Origin of the sequence: Mesorhizobium sp. AR07 (genome assembly GCF_024746815.1) — a bacterium.
Taxonomy (GTDB): Bacteria; Pseudomonadota; Alphaproteobacteria; order Rhizobiales; family Rhizobiaceae; genus Mesorhizobium.
In genome coordinates this window covers 5,842,027-5,866,719 of the sequence record NZ_CP080525.1, presented here as the reverse complement: position 1 = coordinate 5,866,719, position 24,693 = coordinate 5,842,027, and the positions used below count along the sequence as shown (strand labels likewise).

Annotated in this window: 23 protein-coding genes; 10 read left to right on the top strand and 13 right to left on the bottom strand. The window is 63.9% G+C overall.

Annotation, left to right across the window (positions count from 1 at the left end):
* Position 1 precedes the first annotated feature (1 nt).
* The 9 genes from BPNPMPFG_RS29105 to uxuA form a co-directional block, all read right to left on the bottom strand.
* Entirely contained in the window at positions 2 to 1,207 is a 1,206-nt protein-coding gene (locus tag BPNPMPFG_RS29105; RefSeq protein WP_258592014.1) for a CaiB/BaiF CoA transferase family protein, read from the bottom strand.
* Positions 1,208 to 1,228: 21 nt separating this feature from the next.
* Entirely contained in the window at positions 1,229 to 2,014 is a 786-nt protein-coding gene (locus BPNPMPFG_RS29100) for an SDR family NAD(P)-dependent oxidoreductase (protein ID WP_258592013.1), read from the bottom strand.
* A 1-nt stretch (position 2,015) separates the two neighbouring features.
* Positions 2,016 to 3,011 (bottom strand): ABC transporter permease, encoded by a 996-nt coding sequence (locus tag BPNPMPFG_RS29095; protein ID WP_258592012.1) that lies wholly within the window; start codon positions 3,009 to 3,011, stop codon positions 2,016 to 2,018.
* Between the two features lie 63 nt (positions 3,012 to 3,074).
* A complete protein-coding gene (locus BPNPMPFG_RS29090; protein ID WP_258592011.1) occupies positions 3,075 to 4,607 on the bottom strand; it encodes a sugar ABC transporter ATP-binding protein in 1,533 nt (510 codons plus the stop codon).
* Complete coding sequence (locus tag BPNPMPFG_RS29085) at positions 4,597 to 5,580, bottom strand: ABC transporter permease (RefSeq protein ID WP_258592010.1); 984 nt, start codon at positions 5,578 to 5,580, stop codon at positions 4,597 to 4,599. The genes BPNPMPFG_RS29090 and BPNPMPFG_RS29085 overlap by 11 nt, the downstream gene beginning before the upstream one ends.
* 121 nt (positions 5,581 to 5,701) lie before the next feature.
* Positions 5,702 to 6,733, bottom strand: coding sequence for a sugar ABC transporter substrate-binding protein (locus tag BPNPMPFG_RS29080; protein WP_258592009.1), 1,032 nt, complete (start codon positions 6,731 to 6,733; stop codon positions 5,702 to 5,704).
* 28 nt (positions 6,734 to 6,761) lie between these two features.
* Positions 6,762 to 7,613 carry an IclR family transcriptional regulator gene (locus BPNPMPFG_RS29075; RefSeq protein ID WP_258592008.1) on the bottom strand — a complete coding sequence of 284 codons (852 nt, stop codon included), beginning with the start codon at positions 7,611 to 7,613 and terminating at the stop codon, positions 6,762 to 6,764.
* Positions 7,613 to 8,761, bottom strand: coding sequence for an ABC transporter substrate-binding protein (locus tag BPNPMPFG_RS29070; protein WP_258592007.1), 1,149 nt, complete (start codon positions 8,759 to 8,761; stop codon positions 7,613 to 7,615). The genes BPNPMPFG_RS29075 and BPNPMPFG_RS29070 overlap by 1 nt, the downstream gene beginning before the upstream one ends.
* Positions 8,762 to 8,870: 109 nt before the next feature.
* Positions 8,871 to 10,055, bottom strand: a complete 1,185-nt coding sequence (uxuA, locus tag BPNPMPFG_RS29065; RefSeq protein ID WP_258592006.1) for a mannonate dehydratase — start codon at positions 10,053 to 10,055, stop codon at positions 8,871 to 8,873.
* A 209-nt stretch (positions 10,056 to 10,264) separates the two neighbouring features.
* Here uxuA and BPNPMPFG_RS29060 point away from each other — a divergent pair, with 209 nt between their 5' ends.
* Genes BPNPMPFG_RS29060 through BPNPMPFG_RS29045 form a run of 4 tightly spaced genes read left to right on the top strand, consistent with a single transcriptional unit; the run spans position 10,265 to position 13,601 of the window.
* Positions 10,265 to 10,981, top strand: a complete 717-nt coding sequence (locus BPNPMPFG_RS29060; RefSeq protein ID WP_258592005.1) for a FadR/GntR family transcriptional regulator — start codon at positions 10,265 to 10,267, stop codon at positions 10,979 to 10,981.
* A 13-nt stretch (positions 10,982 to 10,994) separates the two neighbouring features.
* Positions 10,995 to 11,780: an SDR family NAD(P)-dependent oxidoreductase gene (locus BPNPMPFG_RS29055; RefSeq protein WP_258592004.1), complete on the top strand. Its 786-nt coding sequence runs from the start codon at positions 10,995 to 10,997 to the stop codon at positions 11,778 to 11,780.
* Positions 11,781 to 11,784: 4 nt separating this feature from the next.
* Positions 11,785 to 12,900, top strand: a complete 1,116-nt coding sequence (locus BPNPMPFG_RS29050; RefSeq protein WP_258592003.1) for a mannonate dehydratase — start codon at positions 11,785 to 11,787, stop codon at positions 12,898 to 12,900.
* Positions 12,900 to 13,601 carry an RraA family protein gene (locus BPNPMPFG_RS29045; RefSeq protein ID WP_258592002.1) on the top strand — a complete coding sequence of 234 codons (702 nt, stop codon included), beginning with the start codon at positions 12,900 to 12,902 and terminating at the stop codon, positions 13,599 to 13,601. Before BPNPMPFG_RS29050 ends, BPNPMPFG_RS29045 begins: the two co-directional genes overlap by 1 nt.
* A 76-nt stretch (positions 13,602 to 13,677) precedes the next feature.
* Here the strand turns inward: BPNPMPFG_RS29045 and BPNPMPFG_RS29040 are convergent, their stop codons facing one another.
* Entirely contained in the window at positions 13,678 to 14,958 is a 1,281-nt protein-coding gene (locus tag BPNPMPFG_RS29040) for a D-tagatose-bisphosphate aldolase, class II, non-catalytic subunit (RefSeq protein ID WP_258596965.1), read from the bottom strand.
* Positions 14,958 to 15,944: a tagatose kinase gene (locus BPNPMPFG_RS29035; protein WP_258592001.1), complete on the bottom strand. Its 987-nt coding sequence runs from the start codon at positions 15,942 to 15,944 to the stop codon at positions 14,958 to 14,960. The genes BPNPMPFG_RS29040 and BPNPMPFG_RS29035 overlap by 1 nt, the downstream gene beginning before the upstream one ends.
* Before the next feature lie 308 nt (positions 15,945 to 16,252).
* Here BPNPMPFG_RS29035 and BPNPMPFG_RS29030 point away from each other — a divergent pair, with 308 nt between their 5' ends.
* From BPNPMPFG_RS29030 to BPNPMPFG_RS29015, 4 genes are all read left to right on the top strand, one after another.
* Positions 16,253 to 17,572 carry an ABC transporter substrate-binding protein gene (locus BPNPMPFG_RS29030; RefSeq protein WP_258592000.1) on the top strand — a complete coding sequence of 440 codons (1,320 nt, stop codon included), beginning with the start codon at positions 16,253 to 16,255 and terminating at the stop codon, positions 17,570 to 17,572.
* A gap of 226 nt (positions 17,573 to 17,798) precedes the next feature.
* Positions 17,799 to 18,569 (top strand): L-iditol 2-dehydrogenase, encoded by a 771-nt coding sequence (locus BPNPMPFG_RS29025; protein WP_258591999.1) that lies wholly within the window; start codon positions 17,799 to 17,801, stop codon positions 18,567 to 18,569.
* Positions 18,570 to 18,609: 40 nt separating this feature from the next.
* Positions 18,610 to 19,623: a zinc-dependent alcohol dehydrogenase family protein gene (locus BPNPMPFG_RS29020; protein ID WP_258591998.1), complete on the top strand. Its 1,014-nt coding sequence runs from the start codon at positions 18,610 to 18,612 to the stop codon at positions 19,621 to 19,623.
* A 178-nt stretch (positions 19,624 to 19,801) separates the two neighbouring features.
* Positions 19,802 to 20,806 (top strand): LacI family DNA-binding transcriptional regulator, encoded by a 1,005-nt coding sequence (locus BPNPMPFG_RS29015; protein WP_258596963.1) that lies wholly within the window; start codon positions 19,802 to 19,804, stop codon positions 20,804 to 20,806.
* Between the two features lie 120 nt (positions 20,807 to 20,926).
* Here BPNPMPFG_RS29015 and BPNPMPFG_RS29010 read toward each other — a convergent pair whose 3' ends face one another.
* Together BPNPMPFG_RS29010 and BPNPMPFG_RS29005 are read right to left on the bottom strand one after the other, a co-directional pair.
* Positions 20,927 to 21,091 carry a hypothetical protein gene (locus BPNPMPFG_RS29010; RefSeq protein WP_258591997.1) on the bottom strand — a complete coding sequence of 55 codons (165 nt, stop codon included), beginning with the start codon at positions 21,089 to 21,091 and terminating at the stop codon, positions 20,927 to 20,929.
* A 179-nt stretch (positions 21,092 to 21,270) separates the two neighbouring features.
* Positions 21,271 to 21,972: an alpha/beta hydrolase gene (locus BPNPMPFG_RS29005; RefSeq protein ID WP_258591996.1), complete on the bottom strand. Its 702-nt coding sequence runs from the start codon at positions 21,970 to 21,972 to the stop codon at positions 21,271 to 21,273.
* Between the two features lie 189 nt (positions 21,973 to 22,161).
* On the opposite strand from BPNPMPFG_RS29005, the gene BPNPMPFG_RS29000 reads away from it, so the two are divergent.
* Positions 22,162 to 23,715, top strand: coding sequence for a winged helix-turn-helix domain-containing tetratricopeptide repeat protein (locus tag BPNPMPFG_RS29000; protein WP_258591995.1), 1,554 nt, complete (start codon positions 22,162 to 22,164; stop codon positions 23,713 to 23,715).
* A 184-nt stretch (positions 23,716 to 23,899) separates the two neighbouring features.
* Positions 23,900 to 24,574: a GntR family transcriptional regulator gene (locus BPNPMPFG_RS28995; RefSeq protein WP_258591994.1), complete on the top strand. Its 675-nt coding sequence runs from the start codon at positions 23,900 to 23,902 to the stop codon at positions 24,572 to 24,574.
* The last annotated feature ends 119 nt before the right edge of the window (positions 24,575 to 24,693 follow it).

Below are 24,693 nucleotides of genomic sequence, written 5' to 3'. Positions count from 1 at the left end.
GTCAGGCCGCGTCCACGGTCATGTCGCCCGACGCCTCAAGTGCTGCAATCTCCTCCTTGGAGAGGCCGAACTCGGCCAGGATCTCGCGGCCATGCTGGCCGACCAGCGGCGCCGGCCGCTCGATGGTCGCCGGCGTCTCGCTCATCTTGACCGCGGGCGCCACCACCCGCACCTTGCCGCCGCGTGGATGATCATAGCTGGTGATCATGCCCATGTGCTTGACCTGCGGGTCTTCCGCCGCGCGGCGGATATCCTTCACCTCGGCGCACCAGATGTCGACCGCGAGCAGCCGTGCCAACAGATCCTGCGTGGCGAACTTTTTCGTCTCGGCATTGACCTTCTCGAACACCTCGTCGCGCTTGTCGAACAGGGTTTTCAGATCGTCGTAAACGGCGAGCTGCGGCGCCTCCAGCACCTCGTACAGGGTCTTGAACGGGCTCATGGCGATCGAGATATAGCCGCCGTCCTTCGCCTCGTAGATGCCGAACGGCGCCTGCATGCCGGGATGGCCGATGCCAGAATTGGGCCTGACGAAGTCCTCGCCGAGATTGAGCACGGCGACATATTCCTGATTGAGATGCGCCAGCAGGCCTGCCAGCAGATTGACCTCGATCTTCTGGCCCTTGCCGGTCTTCTCGCGATAGTAGAGCGCCGACAGGATGCCGTAGACCATGTTCATAGCGCCGATCTGGTCGGCGAGACCGGCGCCGGCCGGAACCGGGGCCTGATCGCCGCGACCGGTGTTGGCGATCAGACCGGCAAGCCCCTGAATCAGCATGTCCTGGCCGGGGCGTTCGACATAGGGGCCTTCCTCGCCATAGCCGGAACCCGAGCAGTAGATGATGCGCGGATTGACGGCCTTGAAGTCCTCGTAGCCATAGCCGAGCTTGGCCAGCACGCCGGGGCGGAAATTCTGCACCACCACGTCGGCGCTCTTGGCCATTTCCATGAGGATGGCGTGCACCTTGCGGCTCTTCAGATTGAGGGCGATCGAGCGCTTGTTGCGGTTCCAGGCGAGGAAATTCGGGCTCTCGGAGCCGCCCACCCATTTGGCGAAGAAGGTCATGCCGCGGAACATGTCGCCGGCGCCGGCACGCTCGACCTTGATGACGTCGGCGCCCATGTCGCCGAGCAGCTGGGTGGCGAACGGCCCTTGCAGCAGATGGCTGAAATCGAGGATGCGGACGCCTTCGAGGGCCTTGTTCATTTCATGTCTCGTTTCGTGTTGTCAAAGCAGTTCAGGAACGTAGCGGGGTGCCGCGGTCAGGCCGCCGTCGACGCGCAGATCGGTGCCGGTGGTGAAGCCGGCGGCATCGGAGGCGAGGTAGATTGCGGCCTCCGCCACTTCGGAAGGCTCGCCGATGCGGCCGAGCGGATGCATCTTGACCCAGGCCCTGGCGAGGTTGCCACCGATCTCCTTGATCAGCCTGTCGTTCATCGGCGTGTTGATGGTGCCCGGCGAGATCGAGTTGACGCGGATGTTCATCGGGCCGAACTCGACCGCCATCTGGCGCGTCATCGCCATTACCGCGCCCTTGGCGCCGGCATAGGCGGTCCAGCCGTCGAGGCCGATATGGCCCTGCGCCGAGGCCATGTTGATGATCGAGCCGGACTTCTGCGCGATCATGTGCGGCAGCGCGTATTTGCAGCCGCGAAACACGCTGGTCAGGTTGACGGCGATCAGCCGGTGCCACTGCTCGTCGGTCATCTCGTGCACCGGCATGCCGCCAATGGCGATGGCCGCGTTGTTGACCATCACCTCGAGCCGTCCGGTCTTTTTGACGGCGCTGTCGATGAGGCCGATGATGTCGGCCTCCTGCGACACGTCGCAATGCACATAGTCGGCGCGGTGGCCGGCCGCGCGCAATGCCGCGGCGAACTCTTCGCCCGCGCTGTCGGCGATATCGCCGAGGAAGACGTGCGCGCCTTCCCGTGCCATCGCCTCTGCGATCGCATGGCCGATGCCGTCGGCGGCGCCGGTGATGACGGCGATTTTTCCTTCAAGACGAGCCATGTCAGCCTCCAATCGCGCGCCGGCGCTTTGCTTCGTCAAAGGCGACCGCGGCGATGATGATCATGCCGGTGATGACCAGCTGCCATTCGGTCGGCAGCCCAAGCCCGCGCAGGCCGTTGGACAGGAACTGCAGGATCAGCACGCCGAGCGCCATGCCGGTCAGGCTGCCGATGCCGCCGGCGAGGCTCACCCCGCCCAGCACCGTCGCGGCGACGACCTGGAACTCGAAATTCAATCCGGCCGTATGCTGCGCCGAGCCGACGCGCGCTGCCAGGATGATGCCGGCGACCGTCGCCAGCAGCGAGCTGATGATGAAACAGATGAATTTGACGCGCCGCACATCGTAGCCCGCCAGCCGCGCCACTTCCGGATTGCCGCCGACGGCATAAATCTGCCGCCCGAACGGCCGATGCCGCATCATGTAGGCGAAGGCGGCGAGCAGGACGATGGCGATGACAGCCGAATACGGGATGATGTTGAACAGGCGGCCATCCGACAGGGCGATGAAGCTGTCGAGGCTGGCGGCGTCGGGAATGGCGCGCTGGCCGGTATAGAGATAGACGCCGCCGCGCATGATGAACATCGTGCCCAGCGTCACGATCAGCGAGTTGATACCGGCATAGGCGGTGAGATAGCCGTTCACCGCACCGATGATCAGGCCGAACAGCAACGCGCCGCTGACGCCGAGCAGCAGCGAGTTGGTGTCGTTCATGATGATGATCAGCGGCAGGGCGATGGTCGCCAGCAGCGAGCCGATCGAGATGTCGACCTCGCCCGAAATGAAGACGATGGCGCAGCCGATGCCGGCGGTGAGCGCGAGCGAAGCCTGCCCGAGCACGTTGGTCATGTTGCGCACGGAGAAGAAATTCTCCGCCGTGACGGAAAAGAACACGATCACCAGGATGAGGCAGACCAGCAGCGCCAGCTCCTGGCGGGCAAAGAGCCGCGCCAGCAGGGACGGCGGGGTTTTCACGGAAGCGGTGCTGGCAAGGCTCATCGCTTGCTCCCTTCCAAAAGGAGGACTGGATCGCAGGAAGCGATGTCGCGAAGCGTCATGGTCTTAGCCGATCGCCGCATTGAGGATCTTCTCCTGGGTGGCTTCGTCGCGCGACATGATCGCGGTGAGCCGGCCTTCGCACATCACCGCGATCCGATCGGAGAGACCGAGCAGTTCGGGCATCTCGGACGTCATCATGACGACCGCCAGCCCTTCGCCGGCGAGCCGGTCGATCAGCGCGAAGATCTCCGACTTGGCGCCGACATCGATGCCGCGGGTCGGCTCGTCGACGACGATCACCTTCAGGCCGCGCATCAGCCAGCGCGAGATCAGCACCTTCTGCTGATTGCCGCCCGACAGGTTCTTCACCTGCTGGAACAGGCTGGGGGTCTTGATGCGGAAGCGGTCGACATAATCCTGCACCGCCCGATGTTCTTTCGCCTTGTCGATAAACCCCATGCGGGCAAAAGTGCCCAGCGAGGCGAGGCTGGCGTTCTGGTAGACGGGCAGCTCGCCCATCAGGCCTTCGCTCTTGCGGTCCTCGGTGAGCAGACCGATGCCAAGCTTGACGCCGGTGCGCGTGTCATGCGGAACCAGCCGGCTGCCGTCGACCGTTATCGTGCCCGAAGTGATCGGATCGTAACCGACGATCGCCTTGGCGAGTTCCGTGCGGCCCGCGCCCATCAATCCGAAGAAACCGAGGACCTCGCCGGCGCGTGCCTCGAAGGAGATGTCGTTCAGCTTCCTCGCCGTGCTGAGCTTGTCCACGGATAGGGCGACCTTACTGCCCGCCGCGCCGCGCTGGCGGGGAAACAGGTTGTCGATGCGCCGGCCGATCATGTCCTGGATCAGCGTGTCGTTGGTGTGCTCGCCGATCAGCCTGGTCGAGATGTGGCGGCCGTCGCGCAGCACCGTTACCGTGTCGGCGATCTCAAACACTTCGTCGAGCTTGTGGCTGACATAGACCACCGCGATGCCGAGGGTGGCCAGCCGGCGGATGACGGTGAACAGCAGCGAGACTTCGTTCGGCGTCAGCGAGGAAGTCGGCTCGTCCATCACCACGACGCGGGCTTCGTGGGCGAGCGCACGGGCGATCTCGACCATCTGCTGCTGGCTGACCGGCAGCGACCCCGTGCGTGCCGCCGGATCGACGTTGAAGCCGATGCGGTTGAAAAGTGCTGCTGCATCGGCGCGGATCTTCTTCCAGTCGATCGAACCGGCTCTGCCGGTCGGATAGCCTTCGAGGAAGATGTTTTCGGCAACGGTGAACTCGGAGATCAGCGCGATCTCCTGGAATACGACCTTGATGCCCTCTTTCAGGCTGTCGCGCGGCGACTTGATGTCGACCTCGCGTCCGCGCATGCGGATGCTGCCGGCATCCTTGTCGTAGACGCCGGCCATGATCTTGATCAGCGTCGACTTGCCGGCGCCGTTCTCGCCCATCAAGGCATGAATCTTGCCCGGCTCCAGGGTGAAGTCGACAGCGTCCAGCGCCACGACGCCCGGGAAGCGCTTGTCGATACCGCGCAGCTCCAGCGCCGGCACATTCGTGTCGATGGCCGCGCCTTCGCCAGGATGCAGGAAATCAACGGACATTGGCTCTGTTCCGGATGATGTCGAGATAAGTTGCCAGGATGATGACGACGCCTGGCACCACCATTTGCAGATCCTGGTTCCAGCCGAGAATGATGATGCCGTTATCGATCACCTTCAGCACCAGCACGCCGAGCAAGGTGCCGAACAGCGAGCCGCGGCCGCCGAGCAGGCTGGTGCCGCCAAGGATGACGGCGGCGATCACCGTCAGCTCGAAGCCGCGCCCGGCGGTCGGCTGGCCGGCATTCATCAGCGACGACAGGATCATGCCGGCGACGCCGACACACAGGCCTGTGACGACGAAGGCAAACAACTTGAGGCGTTCGGAACGCACGCCGGACAGGCGCACCGCTTTTTCATTGGCGCCGACCGCGTAGAGATACCGGCCGAGCGTGGTGAAGCGCAGCGTCACATAGGCAACCGCGAAAATCAGTGCCGCCAGGATGACGGGCACCGGCACCACGCCGACATAGCCGGCGCCGAGATCGGTGAAGCTGGTCAGCTGGTTGTGGTTCTGTACCGCCTCGCGCGTGAACAGATAGACGCCGCCCTGCAGCATCATCATCGTGCCGATGGTGGCGATGAGCGAGTTCACCCTGAGCCTGGTGACGACCAGCCCGTTGAACAGGCCGACACCGCCGGCAAAGGCGAGTGCCGCCAGCATGGCGAGCGCCAGGCTGTGGGTCGAATTGAGCACGGCCATGCCGATGCAGCCGACAAAGGCGAGCGACGCGCCGACCGACAGGTCGACCTCGGCGGTGATGATGAGCATGGTCATGCCCGAGGCGACGATCAGCACCAGCGCGCATTGGCGCAGGATGGCGATGATGTTGGCCTCCGAATAGAATTGCGGCGCGGCGATCGAGATGGCGATGCACAGCACAGCCAGGATGACGCCCAGCACGAGCTGGCTGCTGCCCAGAAGCTGGCCGCCGATAAAACGCTTCGGCGCGGAGGCGTGTGTAAGCTCGCTCATTTCAGTCCATTCCCGAGCCGCTTTGCATCAGGCGCCGCAACCCGACGCCTTGTCCATGCCGTCAGCAGCACATGACTGTCCGCCCTTCCCGCGACGCGGGAAGGGCAAATGTCGACCAATCTTATTTCTTCAGGTCGGCCGAGGTCTTCATGCACTTTGCCGGCGGCTGCAGGGCGTTGACGGCATCCCATTTGATCGTGCGGGTGGTGCCGTCGTAATCGTAGAACTTCTTCCAGTCCTCGCCATTCATCGGCGCGGTCGGGCTGACGATGTGCTCCGGCACTTGCTCGTTGTTGAACAGCTTCACCGCCGCATCGATGGCCGTAAAGCCTTCCTTTTCAGGGAACATCGCGGCTTCGATGCGGTAGGAGGGCTCGTTCTGCATCGCGTTGATGAAGGCAAGTCCCTCGCCGCCGGTGCCGACGGTCAACAGGCCATCCTGCGACTTGCCGGCCGCCTTCCAGGCTTGCAGGCCGCCGAGCGAGGATGAATCGTTGATGCCGTAGATGATGTTGATGTCGGCGTTCTTGGCCAGTGCCGCCGAAGACACTTCGAGCGCGCGATCCGGATTGCCGCCGCCGTCGAGGTCGTGGACCATGACGGCGTCAGGGATGATGGTCTTCAGCCCGTCCATGAAGCCGTGCGAGCGCAATACCGTGGCGGACAGCAGCGGCAGGCCGACATTCATCACCTTGGCAACGCCGCCGAGCTTTTCCTTGGCATATTTGCCGGCCTCGACGCCGGAGAAATAGCCGGTGTCATAGTCGCAGATGGCAACCATCGTGGTCATGCCCTTGACCGGGTTGCCTTCAAGCACCACCGGGATGTTGGCAGCTTTGGCTTGGCGCAGCAGCGGCACCACACCTTCCTCATTCACCGGGGTGATAATCAGCACATCAACGCCCTTGGCGATGAAGTCTTCGGCCGCGGAGACCTGCTTGGATATGTCGAGATTGGCGTCCTGTACCTCGACCTCGATGCCGAGTTCCTTGCCGTGAGCCTTCATGCCCTTGATGACATTCTGATACCACTCATGGGTGGCGTAGTTGGTGACGTAGCCGATGCGCTTGGGCATGTTCTCGGCATGCGTGGCTGCCGTGCTCAAGGCCAGCACGGCCGCGGATGCAAACAGGAATGACTTGGACCAATACATGTTTCTTCTCCCAGGTTTATCGCTCTTGTTAATCGCTGAACGGGTAGTCCCGCCGTTCCGGGTCGGCACGTGAAGAGGTGGCGGGTTCGCCCCAGCCGAGTGCCGCCGATATCTTTTCGGCGGCGGACCGGGCCCGTTCGAAAACCGTTTCGCGGTCGAACCGCGCCGCCTTCTGCGGCAGCAGCGGCACCGTGAGCGCGGCGATGACGGCGCCGGTGTGATCGCGCACCGGCATCGAGATGTTGGTGCAAGCCTCGACGGCCAATGAGGCGCGCATCTCGTAGCCGAGCCTTGCAACGTCGTTCAGCCGCGCTTCGATTTCCGCCCGCGTGCCCTGGCCTTCGCCGGCAACGACGATGCGCTCGACGATGCGCTCGCGCTCGGCCCGGTTCGAATGGGCAAGCAGCACCGCGCCGGAGCTGGTTTCGAGGATCGGAAAATGCGAGCCCAGCGCAACCGAGTAGCGCATCGGCAACGGTGAATCGATCTGCAGCACCACCAGCGCGTTCTGTCCTTCGCGCACCACGAGGTGGCAGCTCTGATCGGCATTGGCGGTCAATTCGCGCATCACCGGCAGCGCGCATTCGACCAGCCGGTTCACCGGCGGATGCATGTGCGCCAGTTCGAACAGTTTCAGCGACAGCCGGAAGCGGTCCGATTGGGTACGGAAGATGTAGCCGCGCTTCTCCAGCAAAAGCAGGATGCGGTAGATTTCGTGGATCGAGCGCCCGAGGCCGGTCGCGATCTCGGTCTGGGTCAGCGTTTCGGTACTGGCGGCCATGAACTCGAGAACGTCGAGCGCCTTCTCCACTGCCGGCACGCGATAGCCGTTGCGGCCGCTGTCGCCCTCGTCGAACGCCTCTGCAACGCTGGCGGCCATCACGCAACGCTCCGTTGCGGTTGGCCTTGCCTGGTTTCGCGGTAGCGGCGATTGACGCGTTCGGCGAGCTCGTCCGCCGGCATGTCGCCGGCGATGGCCGCCGCCGCATGCGGCGCGCATTCGCGGAAGAAGGCGATGAAACCGGGATGCGTCGGACGCAGATAGGATGAGGCGATCGTCCGCAGCGTCGCGCTGAAGAAATTGCCGGAAAGATCGTTGACCGCGGCGTCCTTCCAGGCGGCCAGCGATCCCGGCTGCCCGCCTGCCCTGACATAGTCGCCACGCTGAAATTCGGGCGAGCACAGGAACAGCGCGTAGTCGATCGCGGCCTGCTTGTGCTTCGACTGGGCGCTGACGCCGATGCCGGCACCGCCGAGCAAGGCGCCGGCGGCGTGCTGCGTCGGCACGTCGGCAAAGCGCAGATACGGTCTGTCGGTTTTCGCGGCGTAGTTCACATAGCCGAAGGCGAACGGCACATAGACCACATCGTCATGCGCGATCATGTGGTCGTAGCAGCGGATCGGATTCCATTTCGGCGAGTTCGGATGCGACAGCGCCGCAAGGTCGCGCAACTGGCCGATGGCCTGCTCGACCATTTCCTTTGCGATGAATTGCTCGCCGTCCTCCCGCGGATGGCCGAGCGTCAAAAGCAGACACATGGCATCCGTCGGCACGAGGGGCAGGCCGAGCCACTTCCCGTCCTTGCGCGCCCGCCGGCCAATCTCGAGCACCTCGTCATGGCTGCGCGGCACGGGTCCGTAGCGCTGCAGAAGATCAGGACGGTAGGAGGCGACCTGGCAAGCGGCATCGATCGGCAACGCCCATTGGCGCCCGTTCTTTTCGTAGGAGCGCCAGGACGCGCCAACTGAATCCTGCTCGAAGAAGCGGATCTGCTCTCCCGACAGATGGGCGTCGAACGGCTCCATCAACTGACCCTGCGCGATGTCGCCGATGAAGGGATGGTCGAAGACGACGAGATCGTAGGTGGCGAGCACCGGACCGAGCGCGCCCTCGCCGAATTCATAGAGGCTGCGGCGATCCCATTCGATTTCGAGGCCAGGATTGCCAGCGCAATACGGCCCGACGCTGGCGTCGAGCGGACCCCAGCAGCGTCGATGATCCCACGCAAGACCGCGCAGTCTTGTCATATCCGGCAATTCCTCCCTGAACCGCGCATGCGCCCGGCCCGCCGACTCCTAACAGGTATTTTCACATAGACAAGTAACTTTTACATATGCAAACCGAGATTGCAGGGCTTCAAGCCAGTCCGAACGTCTCCACCGCGCGCATGATGCCGCGCAGCTCGGCGAGGCCTTTCAGCCGGCCGATCAGCGAATAGCCGGGATTGATCCTGGTCTTGCCGATATCGTCGGCGAGCAGATGGCCATGATCCGGACGCATCGGGATGCGCCAGTCGGCACGCCCTTCCGTGCGACGGCGCGCCTCCTCCTGCATCAAAGCGAGGATGACATGCGCCATGTCGGTGCCGCCCTCGAGATGTTCGGCTTCATAAAACGAGCCGTCCTCCTCGATGGTGATGTTGCGCAGATGGGCGAAATGGATGCGGTCGGCGAATTCCTTGACCATGGCGACGATGTCGTTGTCGGCGCGTGTCCCATAGGAGCCGGTGCAGAAAGTCAGGCCATTGGCCGGGCTCTCGACGGCGTTGAGGATGAAACGCGCATCCTCGGCGGTCGAAACGATGCGTGGCAGGCCGTAGAGTGAGAAGGGCGGATCGTCGGGATGGATGCACATGCGCACCCCTTCCTGCTCGGCCACCGGAATGATCTCGCGCAGGAACCAGGCAAGATTGTCGCGCAATTCCTTCGGCCCGATTGAATCGTAGTCCGCCAGGGCCTCGCGAAAACTGTCGCGGTCGTAGCTGCGCTCGGTAGCCGGCAGGCCGGCGATCAGGTTGCGCTCGATCCTGTCGATCTTCTCGGCACTCAATTCCTTCAGGCGCGTTTCCGCTTCGGCAATGCGGGCGGCGCTGTAGCCGGCCTCGGCATTCCTGCGCTTCAGCACGAACAGGTCGTAGGCCGCGAAATCGATCGCATCGAAGCGCAGCGCATAACCCGTCGTCGGAAGCCGGTAGGCCAGATCCGTGCGGGTCCAGTCGACCACGGGCATGAAATTGTAGCAGACCGTGGCGATGCCGGCCTTGGCAAGCGCGCGGATCGTGTCGCGATAATAGCCGGCGTAGCGCTCGCGTTCCGGCGCGCCGATCTTGAAGGAATTGTGGACGGGAATGCTCTCGACGACCGACCAGGTCAGCCCTGCCGCCTCGATGATGCGCTTGCGCTCCAGAATGCTCTCGAGCGGCCAGGCGCGCCCGTCATAGATGTCGTGCAGGGCCGATACGATGCCCGTCGCGCCCGCCTGCTTGACATGATCGAGCGTCACCGGGTCGTCCGGTCCATACCAGCGCCAGCACTGTTCCATTGCCGCTTTCCTTCTGCGAGAGAAGCGCAACTTATTGTTGGACCACAATGAGAGTCAAACTAAAAATTCGAGCCGATCGTCTAGCCTTCCTGATGTGATTTTCATCCAAATGCTGGGATCACCGATCAAAAACCGATTGTTTTCGCTGAGGTCTGCGGTATGTTGGTCCAACAATTCAGGAAGGTTCGACGTTGGAAAGCTCTCAAGCCATGCGCGAGAACGCCACTGCCCGGCGCGTCAGCGGCCGGTCCGCGGTCGACACGGCGGCCGGGCGGATTCTCGACCTCATCCGCGTGCGGCAGCTGAATGTCGGCGACGTGCTGCCGACCGAGCGCGAGCTCAGCGAGATCACCGGCGCCAGCCGCAACACCGTGCGCGAGGCGTTGCGCACCATCCGCACCTACGGGCTTATCGAGCCGAAGCCCCGCGTCGGCGCCGTCCTGGCCGACGGGCAGAGCATCGCCATCCAGAATTTCTTCGCCGCGCATATGGACATCTCGCGCTCGTCCTTCGCTGACATACAGGGCTACCGGCGCATCATCGAAGTCGGCATCGGCGACCATATCGTGCTCAACGCCTCGAACGAACAGATCGAGGCACTCGACGAGATCAACGCCCGGATCGTTGACAGCGGCTCGATCGAAGAGGCGGCCGAGAACGATTTCAACTTCCACATGGCGCTGATCAAGCTGGCGGACAACCGCATGCTGACGGATATGTACTCCTTCCTGTCCCCGGTGATCCTGCGGATCATGACCATCGGCAAGGAGATGCGGCCAGTGCTGGCCGATACAAGGACCGCGCATGGCGAGATCGTTGCTGCGCTGCGCGCGCGCGACAGGCTGGCTTACGCCTATCTGATCAGCCGCCATCTCGACTTCGCCCTGCGTTTCCTGCCGGAAGAGCCGGCTTCCGACAGCCAATGATGGAGTTCCCGCAATGAAGGATTTCGACGGCAAGGTCGCTCTGGTGACCGGCACGACCGGGATTGGCCTCGCAAGCGCCAGGCGCCTTGCGGCCGGTGGCGCGGCGATCATCGCCTGCGGCATCGACCGCGCGGCCAACGCGGCGATGAAGGCGGATCTGGAAAACGCCGGAGCAGGCGTGCTGGTCATCGACGCCGACGTCTCGGTGCCGGATCAGGTTCGCGCCGCGGTCGCGGCCGGCGTCGAGCGGTTCGGCGGCCTCGACATCATCGTCAATTCCGCGGCCGTCCATCCGTATGGAACAGCAACCAGCACCGATTTCGAGACCTGGAACAAGGCGATGTCGGTCAATGTCGGCTCGATCTACCTGACCGCGCATTTCGGCATTCCGGAAATGATCCGCCGGGGCGGCGGCGCCATCGTCAATGTCGCCTCGGTACAGGGGCATGCCAGCCAGCAGAATGTCGCCGCCTATGCGACGACGAAGGGGGCGATCCATACGCTGACGCGCTCGCTGGCGCTCGACTATGCGCGCTCCGGCATCCGCGTCAATTCGGTCAGCCCGGGCTCGATCCGCACCCCGATCCTGGAAAAGGCGGCACGCGGCGAGAACGGCACCGATGCCGATGTCGAGGCCGCCTACAAGCGCTTCGGCGAAGCGCACCCCATCGGACGCATCGGCGAGCCGGAGGAGGTGGCGGAACTCATCGCCTTCCTGTGTTCGACGAGAGCCGGATTCTGCACCGGCGCCGACTACAGAATCGATGGCGGCCTGACCGCCGGCATTGGTGTGAAGTAGAACCATGAAGATCGGTCTTGGCCTTTACCGGGAGTCGCTGACCCCGGACAATTTCCGCTTCGCCCGCCAGGCTGGCGCCACCCACATCGTTGCCCATCTCACCAACTATTTTCGCGGCCGCGACCCTTCGCTGTCGGCCGGCAGCGAAACGGAAGGCTGGGGCGACTGCTCCACCGACGCGCTTTGGACCTACGAGGATTTTTCCGGCCTGGTGAAGACGGTTCGCGACAACGGATTGGAAATCGCGGCGATCGAGAATCTTTCGCCCCGCTTCTGGTCCGACGTGCTGCTCGGCGGCCCCGATCGTGCGAAGCAGATCGAAGGGTTGAAGCGCCTTGTCCGCGACGCCGGTCGCGCCGGCATTCCGTGCATCGGCTACAACTTTTCCATCGCCGGCGTCTGGGGCTGGTCGCGCGGGCCGTTCGCACGCGGCGAGGCCATGTCGGTGGGGCTCGACCTCGCAGCCATCGATGCCGATCTGCCGCTGCCCGACGGCGTTGTCTGGAACATGCGCTACCGTGCCGGCCGGCCGGATGCCGAACCGGTGACGGTCAGCAGCGAGGAGCTTTGGCAGCGGCTCAGCGTCTTCCTGCACGAGCTCGTGCCGGTGGCTGAAGCGGCCGGCGTCGTGCTGGCGGCACACCCCGACGATCCGCCGGCCGAAGCGCTGCGCGGTGCCGCGCGGCTCGTCAACCGGCCTGAGAAATACGACCGGCTGATGGACATCGTCGACTCGCCGTCCAACGGGCTTGAGCTCTGCCTCGGTTCGCTGCAGGAAATGCCCGGCACCGACGACATTTACGAGCATGTCAGGCGCTTCGCCCAACGCAAGCGCATCGGCTACATCCATTTCCGCAACGTGCGCGGCAAGGTGCCGACCTATCACGAGACCTTCGTCGACGACGGCGATATCGATATGGCCGAGATCGTCCGCATCCTGCGTGACGAAGCCTATGAAGGCGTCCTCATCCCCGATCACACGCCGGAAATGTCCTGCGACGCGCCCTGGCACGCCGGCAAGGCTTTTGCCCTGGGCTACATGCGCGCTCTGGTCCAGCACGCCGCGGCGCTGGGACCTTCCCGCACCACCCAATCCACGAACAGCCGGATACAATCCTGATGACACAACCGACGCGCCTCTATGCCGACGACGCCGAGATGTATCGCCTGTTCGAGAAGGAGCTCTTCGTCGCGGTGGTCGGCGACGTGATGGATACGCTGGGGCTGCAGCATCAGTTCCTGCCGCCGGTGTTCAAGCCGGTCGACGAGAAGACACGCTTGCTGGGCCGTGCGATGCCGGTGCTCGAATCCGACATCTTTCCCTCCGACGAGCCGACGCGCAATCCGCTGATGACCAAGCCGTTCGGGCTGATGTTCGAGGCGCTGGACGATCTCAAGCCCGGCGAGATTTATGTCGCCAGCGGCGCCTCGCCCCGCTACGCGCTGTGGGGCGAGCTGATGTCGACGCGTGCAAAAATCCTCGGCGCGCACGGCGCGCTGGTCAACGGCTTTGCACGCGATACGGACGGCATCAAGGCGCTAGACTTCCCCTGCTTCTGCACCGGCTACTACGCACAGGATCAGGGCGTGCGCGGCAAGGTCATCGACTATCGCTGCGCGCTCGAGATCGGCGGCGTGCGGATCGAGCCGGGGACGTTGCTGTTCGGTGACAAGGAAGGTGTCCTCGTCATTCCACGGCAAGTGGAGGAAGAGGTGGTGCGGCTGGCCCTCGAAAAGGTGCGCGGCGAAAAGCTGGTCGCCAAGGCGATCCGCGAGGGCATGAGCGCGGTCGATGCCTACAGGACCTTCGGCATTATGTGATGGCCGCGCCGGCATTCTGCGAGAGCCGATTCGGCTTGCGCAGGGGGTTCTCAAGAGGCGAGATGGCGGTGTGGCCTCAGGCCCTGTCTCCAATGCAGGCGGCATCGTAGTCGGCCAGCACCTGGCCGACCGCTTGGTGAAGAATTGCTTCGGGGTTCCCCGCCAATCCAAGCCCGGCCGGCAGCATCGGCAGGAACTGGCGCATCAGCGTTTCGGGAATGCTGACGCCGTTCAGCACCTCGCGCAGGCGGCCGACGGCAACGCCGGCAGTGGGGTTGCTCCAATAATAGCGGATCCGGTCGCTATAGCTGTAGTGACGCTGCACATAGAGGCTCGCCTCGCTGCCATGATAGTGGCTGTGCCAATGGCCTGATGCAGCCAGCATCACGCGCTCCATCGTGCGGGCAAGCGGCCTGTCGCCGTAATCCGCGACCATTTCGCTGGCGATCAGGTCGAGGCCATAGAGCGCCTCGCGCAAGGCGAATGTCAGGCCCGGACCAACCTTGAGGATGGGAAAACCGTTGCGAACAAGCGAGGTCAGCGCCGCGCGACTCTGGTAGTCGGTGGAATGCGCCTCGTAGACGAGCGACGGTTCTTCATCGAGCAATCCGGTCAGCGCCGTCGATTTTTCGGGCGCGTAGGCGACGACGTTCTGACTGCCGAACTCGACACCCGGCTGCACGACCACGGCGATGACGCGCTCGAACGCTTCCGCCAGACCCTCCCTGGCAAAGATCTCGCGATGCACCTCGATGGTGCGGCGCGCGGCTGCTGCTTCGGTCGGCTTCAGGTCGCTGATCGCGTGATCGACGCCGCCCGGGGCGGGAACCTCGGTGCCGATGATGTAGACCGGCAAGGCACCGCCGGCCGCGCGCGCCGCCTTTTCAGCGGCCTTGGCCAGTCGCGCCGCCCGCGTGGCGATGGTCCTGTCATCGAGGGCCGCCGGCTCGCCGGCGCAGCCCATCGAGGCGTCGAGATGGAGCTTGCTGAAGCCGGCCCAGATATAGGCGGTGACCATGGCTTCCGCCTTGCTCATCGCCTGCCCGGCCGGCTCGGCGCGCCACGGGTTCGGTCCAAGATGGTCGCCGCCGAAGATGATGCGTGAGGCCTCGAGCCCTTCCCGGTTGGCGATCTCCAGCACGAAGGCGATGAACAGGTCCGGGGTCATCCCGGTGTAGCCGCCAAACTGGTTGACCTGGTTGCAGGTCGCCTCGATCAGCAGCGCGCTTTCCTTGTCCTTGACGGCGCGCCTAATGGCGGTCTGGATCACCAGCGGATGGGCCGAGCAGATCGAGGTGATGCCGTAAGGCGATCCGTTTCCGCGCGCGGTGGCGAGGCCGGCAAGCGGGTTGGCCATCATGTCGCCCTCGCGGTCCCGGCGATGAAGCCGTCAAGCACATCGAAGCCGGCGACGCCCTCCATCGGCCCGCGCCGCGTGACGTTGCGGGCGCCGGCCGCATTGGCATAGAACAGCGCCTTGGCAGGCTCCATGCCTTTGCGGCGGCAAGTCAAATAAGTCGCGCCGAAACAGTCGCCGGCTCCGGTCGGGTCCACTTCCTCCACCAGGAAACCGGCACAGTCGACCCTGGTGCCGTCGGCGCCGAACCAGGACGAGCCGGCGGCCCCCCGCTTGAGCACGATCTCGCCGACGCCCCTGGCGATCAGCGCCGTCACCGCCTGGCATTCGTCGTCGACGCCTGCCGCGGCAAGCAACTCGTCGCCCGACGGCAGCAGCAGGTCCGCATCGTCGACGAGTGCTGAAAATTGCGCGCCGTCGGCGCCGTCGATCAGTTCCTTGCGCACGTTCGGGTCGAAGGAGGTCGAGCCGCCGCGGGCGCGCACCGCCTTGGCGGCATAGGCGACGATCTCCTTCAGCCCGGCGACGGACAGAGTGGACCCCATGACATGCAGGTGGCCGGCCCTGTCCGCCAGATGGCGCGCTTCGCCGGTGAGGTGGATTTGCCCGGCGGCGGATTCGGCGATGTTGTAGACGAAGTCCCGGCCGCCGTCGGGCCTGTAGCGCACGAAGGCGCTTCCCGTCGGATAGCGGTCGCTGACCGACACGGCGGACACGTCGACGCCATCGCGCCTCAGCCTTTCCAGGTTGATCGTGCCGAAATCGTCGCGGCCGACGCAGCCGATGATCCCGGCGCCGCCGCCCAGTCTTGCGACCTGATCGATGAATATGGCGGGGGCGCCACTCGGGTAAGGCCCTGCCAGCGTCAGCGGTTCGAGAAAACCGAGACCCCGCTCCGTCGCCATGATCTCAGCCAGGATCTCGCCGGCGGCAATCGTCGGCCCCGCGGCTTCGGAGGCGATCTCTCTTCGGCGGGAATGGCTCATTCCTGCAATTCCTTCTCTCCCCAGCCGGAGCCGACGCGGATCGTATCGGCGTGCGGATTGCACGATGGCTCCTGACCAAGCCGAGGTAATTCGCGTCGAGAGCGAAGTCAATACAAACTGCACGTATGTTCACTTTATTTGCGCCGTGCGTGGCTCTCGTGATCCCGCCAAATGGCGAGTGGCTATGCGTCTATCCTGGCCGAACGCTAAATATCGAGCCCACGAAGCTTGACTCGGGCGTTTTCAAGCGCAATAAAATATACACGCATGTTCACTTACACATGCGCATTCGTAAAGGAGGAGACGAAATGCCAATTGGTAAGCGTATTGGAATTCTTGGCCTGTCGCTCACGGCCTCAGTGCTGACGGCGGGTGCCGCCCTGTCCGCGGAAATCACGGTTGCGACGGTCAACAACGGCGACATGATCATCATGCAGAAGCTGTCGCCGGAATGGGAGAAGGCGACGGGCAACAAGGTCAACTGGGTGGTGCTGGAGGAGAACGTCCTGCGCGAGCGGGTCACCACCGACATCGCCACCAAGGGCGGCCAGTTCGACGTGCTGACGATCGGCGGCTATGAAACGCCGATCTGGGGCAAGGCCGGGTGGCTCACGTCGCTCAACGATCTCGGCGACGACTACGACTATGACGATCTGATCGCGCCGGTTCGCAGCGGCCTGACGGTCGACGGCAAGCTTTACGCTGTGCCCTTCTATGCCGAAAGCTCGTTCGCCCTCTACCGCAAGGATCTGTTCGACGCCGCCGGCCTGAAGATGCCGGAGCAGCCGACCTATGACCAGATCACGGAATTCGCCGACAAGCTCACCGATAAGTCGAAGGAGCAATACGGCCTGTGCCTGCGCGGCAAGCCGGGCTGGGGCGAGAACATGGCTTTCGTCGGCACGCTGGTGAACACGTTCGGCGGCCGCTGGTTCGACATGGACTGGAAGCCGCAGATCAATTCGCCCGAGTGGAAGAAGGCGATCGGCTGGTATGTCGACACGATGAAGAAGGATGGACCTCCGGGAATAAGCTCCAACGGTTTCAACGAGAACCAGACTTTGTTCGCCTCCGGCCATTGCGCCATGTGGATCGATGCCACGTCCGCGGCGGGTCGCGTCTATGATCCGAAGCAGAGCAAGGTTGCCGACAAGGTTGCCTTCGCCAAGGCGCCGGTGGCGGTCACGCCCAACGGTTCGGCTTGGGGCTGGGCATGGAGCCTGGCTATCCCGGTCACGTCCACCAAGGCCGATGCCGCGAAGTCCTTCGTCAAGTGGGCGACCTCGAAAGCCTATGTCCAGCGCGTCGGCGAGACCGAAGGCTGGGTCGCGGCACCTCCGGGAACGCGCAAGTCCACCTATGCCAGCGCGGATTACCAGAAGGCGGCGCCGTTCGCCGCGACGGTGCTATCGGCGATCGAATCCGCCGATCCGACCAAGCAGACCAAGGATCCGGTGCCCTATACCGGCATCCAGTTCGTCGCCATTCCCGAATTCCAGGGTATCGGAACCCTGGTCGGTCAGGCGGTTGCGGCCGCGGTAACAGGCCAGCAGTCGGTGGATGACGCACTCAATGGCGCCCAGACCGCGGTGGAGCGGACGATGACGGAGGCCGGCTACATCAAGTAGGCGAGCAGCCAAGGGGCGGAGCGTGTGCCGTCTCTTGGCAATCCTGGCCTGTAAAAACCTCCCGTTGCAGCAGGCCCGGAAAATGCACGGATCCACTACTGTGGGTCCGTGCGTTTCCCAGCAGGCGTGCGGGATTCGATGGCGACGTTCTCCCATGATTATCGCGCCCGCCGCCATCCGGCCGTTCTGGTAGCGTTTTCAAAAACTCACGGAATTGGAATTGGACATGAAGCTGAAGAATAAGATTGCCCTCATAACCGGTGGCGCGCGCGGCATTGGCCTGGGTTTGGCACAAGCCTATGCGCGCGAAGGCGCCAAGGTGGTGATTGCCGATATCGACATCGAGCGTGCGACGCGGGCGGCCGCCGCGATCGGTGCGGCGGCCAGCGCCGTCAAGCTCGACGTCACCGACCTCGATGCGATCGACAGGATCGTCACTGACATCGACCGCGATTTCGGCGGCATCGATATCCTCGTCAACAATGCGGCCATCTTCGACATGGCGCCGATAACCGACATCACCGAAGCGAGCTACGACAGGGTGTTCGCCATCAATCTCAAGGCGCCGCTGTTCATGATGAAGGCGGTGGCCAATGTGATGATCGCGCGCGGGCGTGGCGGCAAGATCATCAACATGGCGAGCCAGGCCGGCCGCCGCGGCGAGGCGCTGGTGACACTTTACTGCGCTTCCAAGGCAGCGATCATTTCGGCGACACAGTCTGCAGCACTTGCGTTGGTCAAGCACGGCATCAACGTCAACGCGATCGCGCCCGGCGTCGTGGATGGCGAGCATTGGGACGTTGTCGATGCGCACTTCGCGCGCTGGGAAGGCCTGAAGCCGGGCGAGAAGAAGGCGGCCGTGGCCAGGTCCGTTCCGATCGGCCGTTTCGCCCAGCCCGAGGATATTGCGGGGCTCGCCGTCTTCCTGGCTTCCCCCGACAGCGACTACATCCTGGCGCAGACCTACAATGTCGACGGCGGCAACTGGATGAGCTGACGCGCTCCAGGCCGCGTCATCCGAGACAAGGGAGACTGACATGAAGGCCATCCGATTTACAGCCGCGGGCATTGCCGGCATGGCGGATCTCGACCTGCCGAAGGTCAAGCCTGGACACGCTTTGGTGCGGGTCCACGCGGCCGGCCTTTGCCATACCGACATCGAGGTGCTGTATGGCCGCTACGGCGAAGGCGCGTTTCCGCTGGTTCCCGGCCACGAATATGCGGGCACCGTCGAGGCGGTCGCCGACGATGTCACCAGGGTCAAGCCCGGCGACCGGGTTGCCGTCGATCCCAACATCCCGTGCGGGCATTGTCCCGCTTGCAGGAAGGGCCTGACCAATCTGTGCGCCACCCTGAAAGCCTATGGCGTGACCGAGAATGGCGGTTTCGCCGAGTTCAGTCTCGTTGCCGCCGATCATCTGCACGGGATCGGCGACCTCGCGTTCGACACGGCGGCGCTCGCCGAGCCGCTCGCTTGTGTCCTTAATGGTCTTGGCGCCGCCGGGATCGAAGCCGGCAAGGACGCACCCGGCACCGCGCTGGTCTTCGGCGCCGGGCCGATCGGTCTGCTTCTGGCCCTCTCACTCAAGGCCAAGGGTGTTGCGAGCGTGGCGGTCGCCGACATCAGCGAACAGCGCCTCGCCTTCACTGAGGCGCTCGGGCTGGAGCCGCTGGTGTCCGGATCGCAGGCGCTGTCGGCGCGGGCTCGCGGGTTCGATTTCGTCGCCGATGCCACCGGTGTCGCCAAGGTGGTCGAGAGCATGATCGGCTTCACCGCCGATGGCGGCACCGCGCTCGTTTTCGGCGTCTGCGCCCCCGATGCCAGGATTTCGGTCGCCCCGTTCGAGATTTTCCGCCGGCAGATCAGATTGGCGGGGTCGCATTCGTTGAACCGGAACATCCCGCAGGCGCTCGACATTCTCAGCCGGGACGACGGCACGATGGCGCGGCTTGTCACCCACCAGCTGTCGCTTTCCGAACTGCTGCCGTTCTTCGCCAAGAGCAGCGGCGACCCAACCACGATGAAGGTACAGTTCTCTGCCGAAGCGTAGGTCAGGCGATGTGCGGGAAAGACTGTTGCTCTGCCTTTCGGCAAAACGGTGACTCATCTATCAAGATGGATAAAGTCTTTGTTTCATGCATGTCGTTATCCCAAAACCGCTGCGCATTTTTGGGCGACATGCATTAGGCCGAGTAGGGAGCGCATGAATGGCAAAGACGATCAGGACGATGGAGGACTTCTCGGCCTTTGTCGGTCTGTCTCGCACCACCGTTTCCAAATATTTCAACGATCCCAGCTCGGTGCGGAAAAACACGCGCAGCGCCATCGAGGTCGCACTGAAGAAATCCGACTTCCGGCCCAGCATGTTCGCCGTCAATCTCAACCGCCGCCGCAGCAACATTCTCGGCGTCATCATTCCGAATTCGACGGATCCGTTCTACATGGCGCTGACGCGCCGCATCGAGCTGATCGCCAATGAAGCCGGCTTCCTGGCGTTCGTGCTGTCCTCCGACGGACGTGCCGAAATGGAGGACCAGGCGATCCAGACATTCAAGTCGATGAACATTGCCGGCGCCATCATCGCGCCGCTCGGCGTGCAGTCCCACCACCGCATCCTGGCGGAACTCGGATCGAGCATCCCGCTGATCTATGTCGACTCGCCGCTTGACGAGACGTCGTCGTTCGTCGGCACCGACAACAGGCAGAGCTTCAGGCTCATCGTCGATTATCTCTGCAGGTCCGGCGAGCTGCCCTGCTATTTCGCCATGCCGCTTGTCAACAACAACGCCCAAGCCAGACAGGACGCCTATGTCGAGGCCATGCAGCAGTTCAAGATGAAGCCGAGCATCGTGCCCGTCACTGATGCGCGCTCATGGGATTTCGAGAAATTCGGCTTTGATGAAGCGCTTCGTATCCTGAAAGGGCAAGGTTTTCCGACCCGGACGGTGCTTTGTGCCAACGACCGTGTTGCCTTCGGCGTGATCGCGGCCGCCTATCAGCTGGGCCTCAAGGTGGGCCACGGGGCGGATTGTGACATGCGGGTCGCGGGACACGACGACCATCCGCTGTCGCGCTACGCCTGCCCGCCGATCACCACGGTTGCGCAGAACTACAACGAGATCGGCCGTCTGGCGATCGAACTTCTCCTGCACAGGCTGGATGAAAAGGCGGCGAACCCGGGAAGCGAACGCATTCTGCTCAACGCCGAACTGATGCTGCGAAGCTCGGCCTGACCCCCGGGACTGCGGATCGCGACACCTGATCCGGCCCGCAGCGCTTTGAACTCGGGCCGCTCGTCGCACGCGCACCGCGACGGCGGCGACAACAAGGCGCATCTCGCAAATGCGCACCCCTCAGCCGGCGATGATGGCCTTCAGCTTGTCGACCAGCACCGGCATGATGCGGTTGAGGATGTCCTCGCCCATCTCTTTCGTGGCCAGCGTCGCCTTGCCTGCGCTGGAAGCCGAGCGTGGCGCCGATGCCGTGGCCGGACAAGACGATGATCTTCTTGAAACCATGGTGGCAAAGCAGCATGCAGATGTCGCCGGTCACCATGCCGAGCGTGCCGACATATTCCCAGTTCCGCGGAGACAATGAATTCACCGCCGCTCGACGTGATCGAAGGCGAATGGTCCAGGAAGAGCAATGAGCCTGGGCGCCGTTATGCGCCCAGGCCGTCCATCGAGGTGATGCGGGCTCAGTTCTTGCCGATGCCGGCAGCCGCCTGCTTGATGAGGCTGGCGACAGCCGCGGGGTCGGAGACATAGACGGCGTGGCTGCCGGGCACCTCGATCGTCGTCGCCTGAGCGCGGTTCGCCATGTTGCGCTGCGCCGGCGGCGGGATCATCTTGTCGTCGGTGGCGACGAGATACCAGCTGGGCTTCACCCTCCAGGCCGGAGCGGTGACCTTGCCTTGGAGCGCCGCGACGCCCCACGGCACCTGCGAGTCCGCCATGAAGGCGGCGACCGAGGGACGGACATCGGCGGCGAACGCGGCCGCGAACTTCTCTTTGTCGAGCATCAGGAAGCCGTCGACCGGCGGCAGGATCGGCGGCACCGACGCTCCGGGCGGCGGGTTGGCGATCAGGGTCGCAACCGATTCGCCGGCGTCCGCCGCGAAGGCCGCGATATAGACGACACCCGCCACCTTCGGATCGGTGCCCGCCTCGGACACCACGACGCCGCCATAGGAATGGCCGACCAGGATGACCTTGCCGGGAGCGTTGGCGATGGCGCGTTTGGTGACGGCGACGTCGTCGGCGAGCGAGGTCGTCGGGTTCTGGACGATGGTCACGTCATAGCCGTCCTTCTTGAGGATCTGGTAGACCCCGTCCCAGCCGGAGCCATCGACGAAGCCGCCATGCACGAGGACGACGGACTTTGCTGCAGTGTTCGACATTTGAGTTCTCCTGTTCAAATCGTTGGTTGAGCGTTGGTTGCAGGAGAACTATGCGGCAGGGCTGACGGGCGCGCTTTGAGGCGACCTTCAGGACATGTTGATTTTGCATTGAGATCGCTTTGATTTTGCGCCCACGACGCGGCTACAGTGTCGGGAGTCGCAATTCCCGCGCGGTCCGGAGCAAGCAAGTTGCCGTATCATTTTGAGGATTTTGCTCTGGACGGGGATCGGCGCGAGTTGCGTCGCGGCGATGAGCTGGTCCCTGTCGAACCGCAGGTGTTCGACCTGCTGCAATATCTGATCCGCAATCGCGACCGGGTGGTCAGCAAGGACGACGTGATCGATGCGGTGTGGCAGGGGCGCATCGTTTCCGACGCCACGCTCGCCAGCCGCGTCAACGCCGCCCGCAATGCGCTCCACGACAGTGGCGAGGAGCAGCGCCTCATCCGCACCATCCTGCGCCGGGGCTTTCGCTTCGTTGGCACCGTCCGCGAGGCGGCGACGGTGGCTGGGGCGACGGCGACGGTGGAGCAAGCGAAGCCTGGCCTGGGCATTCCCGCCAGACCGTCCATCGCCGTGCTGCCCTTCGTGAACATGAGCGGCGATCCGGATCAGGACTATTTTGCCGACGGCATGGTCGAGGACATCATCACCGGTCTATCGCGGATCCGGTGGCTGTTCGTCATCGCGCGAAATTCCAGCTTCACCTACAAGGGTCGCGCGGTGGACGTGAAGCAGGTTGGGCAGGAGCTCGGCGTGCGCTATGTGCTGGAAGGCAGCGTGCGCAAGGTCGGAAGCCGCGTGCGCATCACCGGCCAGCTGATCGATGCCGAGGACGGCAGCCATCTCTGGGCCGAACGCTACGACCGCGAACTGACCGACGTGTTCGCTCTGCAGGACGAGATCACTGTCAGCGTGATCGCGGCAATAGAGCCAAATCTGCGCCGGGCCGAGATCGAGCGCGTCCGTCGCAGGCGCCCCGATAGCCTCGATGCCTACGATCTCCTGCTTCGCGCACTGCCTGATGTCTACACTTTCATGCCGCAGGGCGCCGCCAAGGCGCTGCCGCTGCTGGACCAGGCCTTAGCCATCGAGCCGTCCTATGCGCTTGCCCATGGCTTTGCCGCATGGGCGCATCAGTCGCTGTTTGTGCGCGGCGGCATGAAGCCGGAGAACCACGAAAGATCGATCCGCCATGCCCATGCGGCGATCCAGCACGGCTCGGGCGACGCCATGGCGCTCGCTTTGGCGGGGTTCACCATCGGCATCGTGGAACATAACCGCCGGCTGGCCGACGAGGCGTTTGCGCAGGCTTTGACGCTCAGCGCATCTTGCGCCTTCGTCTATGCCTTTGGCTGCGTGTCGGTGGCCTATGGCGGCGATGCGGCGCGGGCGATCGACTGGGGCGAGCAGGCGTTACGGCTGAACCCCCTCGACGCCATGAGCTGTGTGCCGCAGGGCATGATCGGATTCGGCAACTTCTTGTCCGGCCGACACGAGCAAGCCGTCATAGCCGGCCGGCGGGCGGTGGAGATGAACCCTGGCTTCAGCATGCTGCACGGATGGCTGGCGGCACCGCTGGCCAGGCTCGGGCGGCTCGACGAGGCGACGGCGGCGGCCACGCGGCTATTGTCGCTCGACCCGCAATTCACCATCGGCCGCTGGTCCGCCGCCGTGGGAATTGCGCCCGATATCATCGATGACGTGACCGACGCCATGCGGATGGCAGGCTTGCCGGCATAGCCGACAAAGGCGCATGCCGGCTCGCGGGGCGAACGCTGCCTCTGCAAGCAGCGAAAGCGGAGCTCCGAATCCACAGCCGTGACCGCACGGCATCGATCACCGCTGGCGCGCGCTTCGGCTGCATTCTGTTTGACATTCTAATATAATCTTATCATTTCAGGTGAACGAAGACGCGGGATTTCCCATGGACCTGGATCCTTCGACCCTCGATCGGGCTCTTCCGCTCCGCGATCAGATCTATCACAAGATTCGCGATCTGATCGTCGTCGGACGGCTGAAACCTGGCGAAGTCATCAACGAGGTGGCCATCGCCGAGGCGCTGGGCGTCTCGCGCACTCCCGTGCGCGAAGCAGTCAAGCGCATCAGCGACGAAGGTCTGGTCAAGATTCTGGCGCAGACCGGCATCTATGTCGCCCCGATCAGCCGGGCCGACCTCGAGGAAGCCTATGTCATCCGGCGGGCACTGGAGATGGAGAGTGCCAGACGCGCGGCTGTCAAGCTGACGCCGGCAGCCAGCGAATTGCTGGAAGACAATATGGCGGCCCACCGGCTTGCCATATCGCGGCGCCGGTATGCCACCGCGATACAACTCGACGACGTCTTTCATCGCACCATCGCCGAGATCTGCGGCCTGCCTATGATCTGGCGAGCCGTCGACATCTCCAAGGCGCAGATGGATCGCGGCCGCTATCTCGCCATTCCCAAGCCCGGTTATGGCGAGCAGACGATCGAGCAGCATGAAGCCATTCTCGACGCCCTGAAGCGTCACGACGCCGAGGGCGCGGCGCAAGCGATGGAACAGCATCTCGAGACGTCCCTCCGCAACACGCTCGAAGTCGCCGCCGACCTTCTCAGCTGAAGCCGCGCGCGTCAGCAACCGGACACAATCAGCACATGCGAATTGGGCACCCGGCGCTGTCCTCGAGCCCGGCAGCGCCGCCAACCTTGACGGCGTTTGCTGACATCGAGCGCATTCTG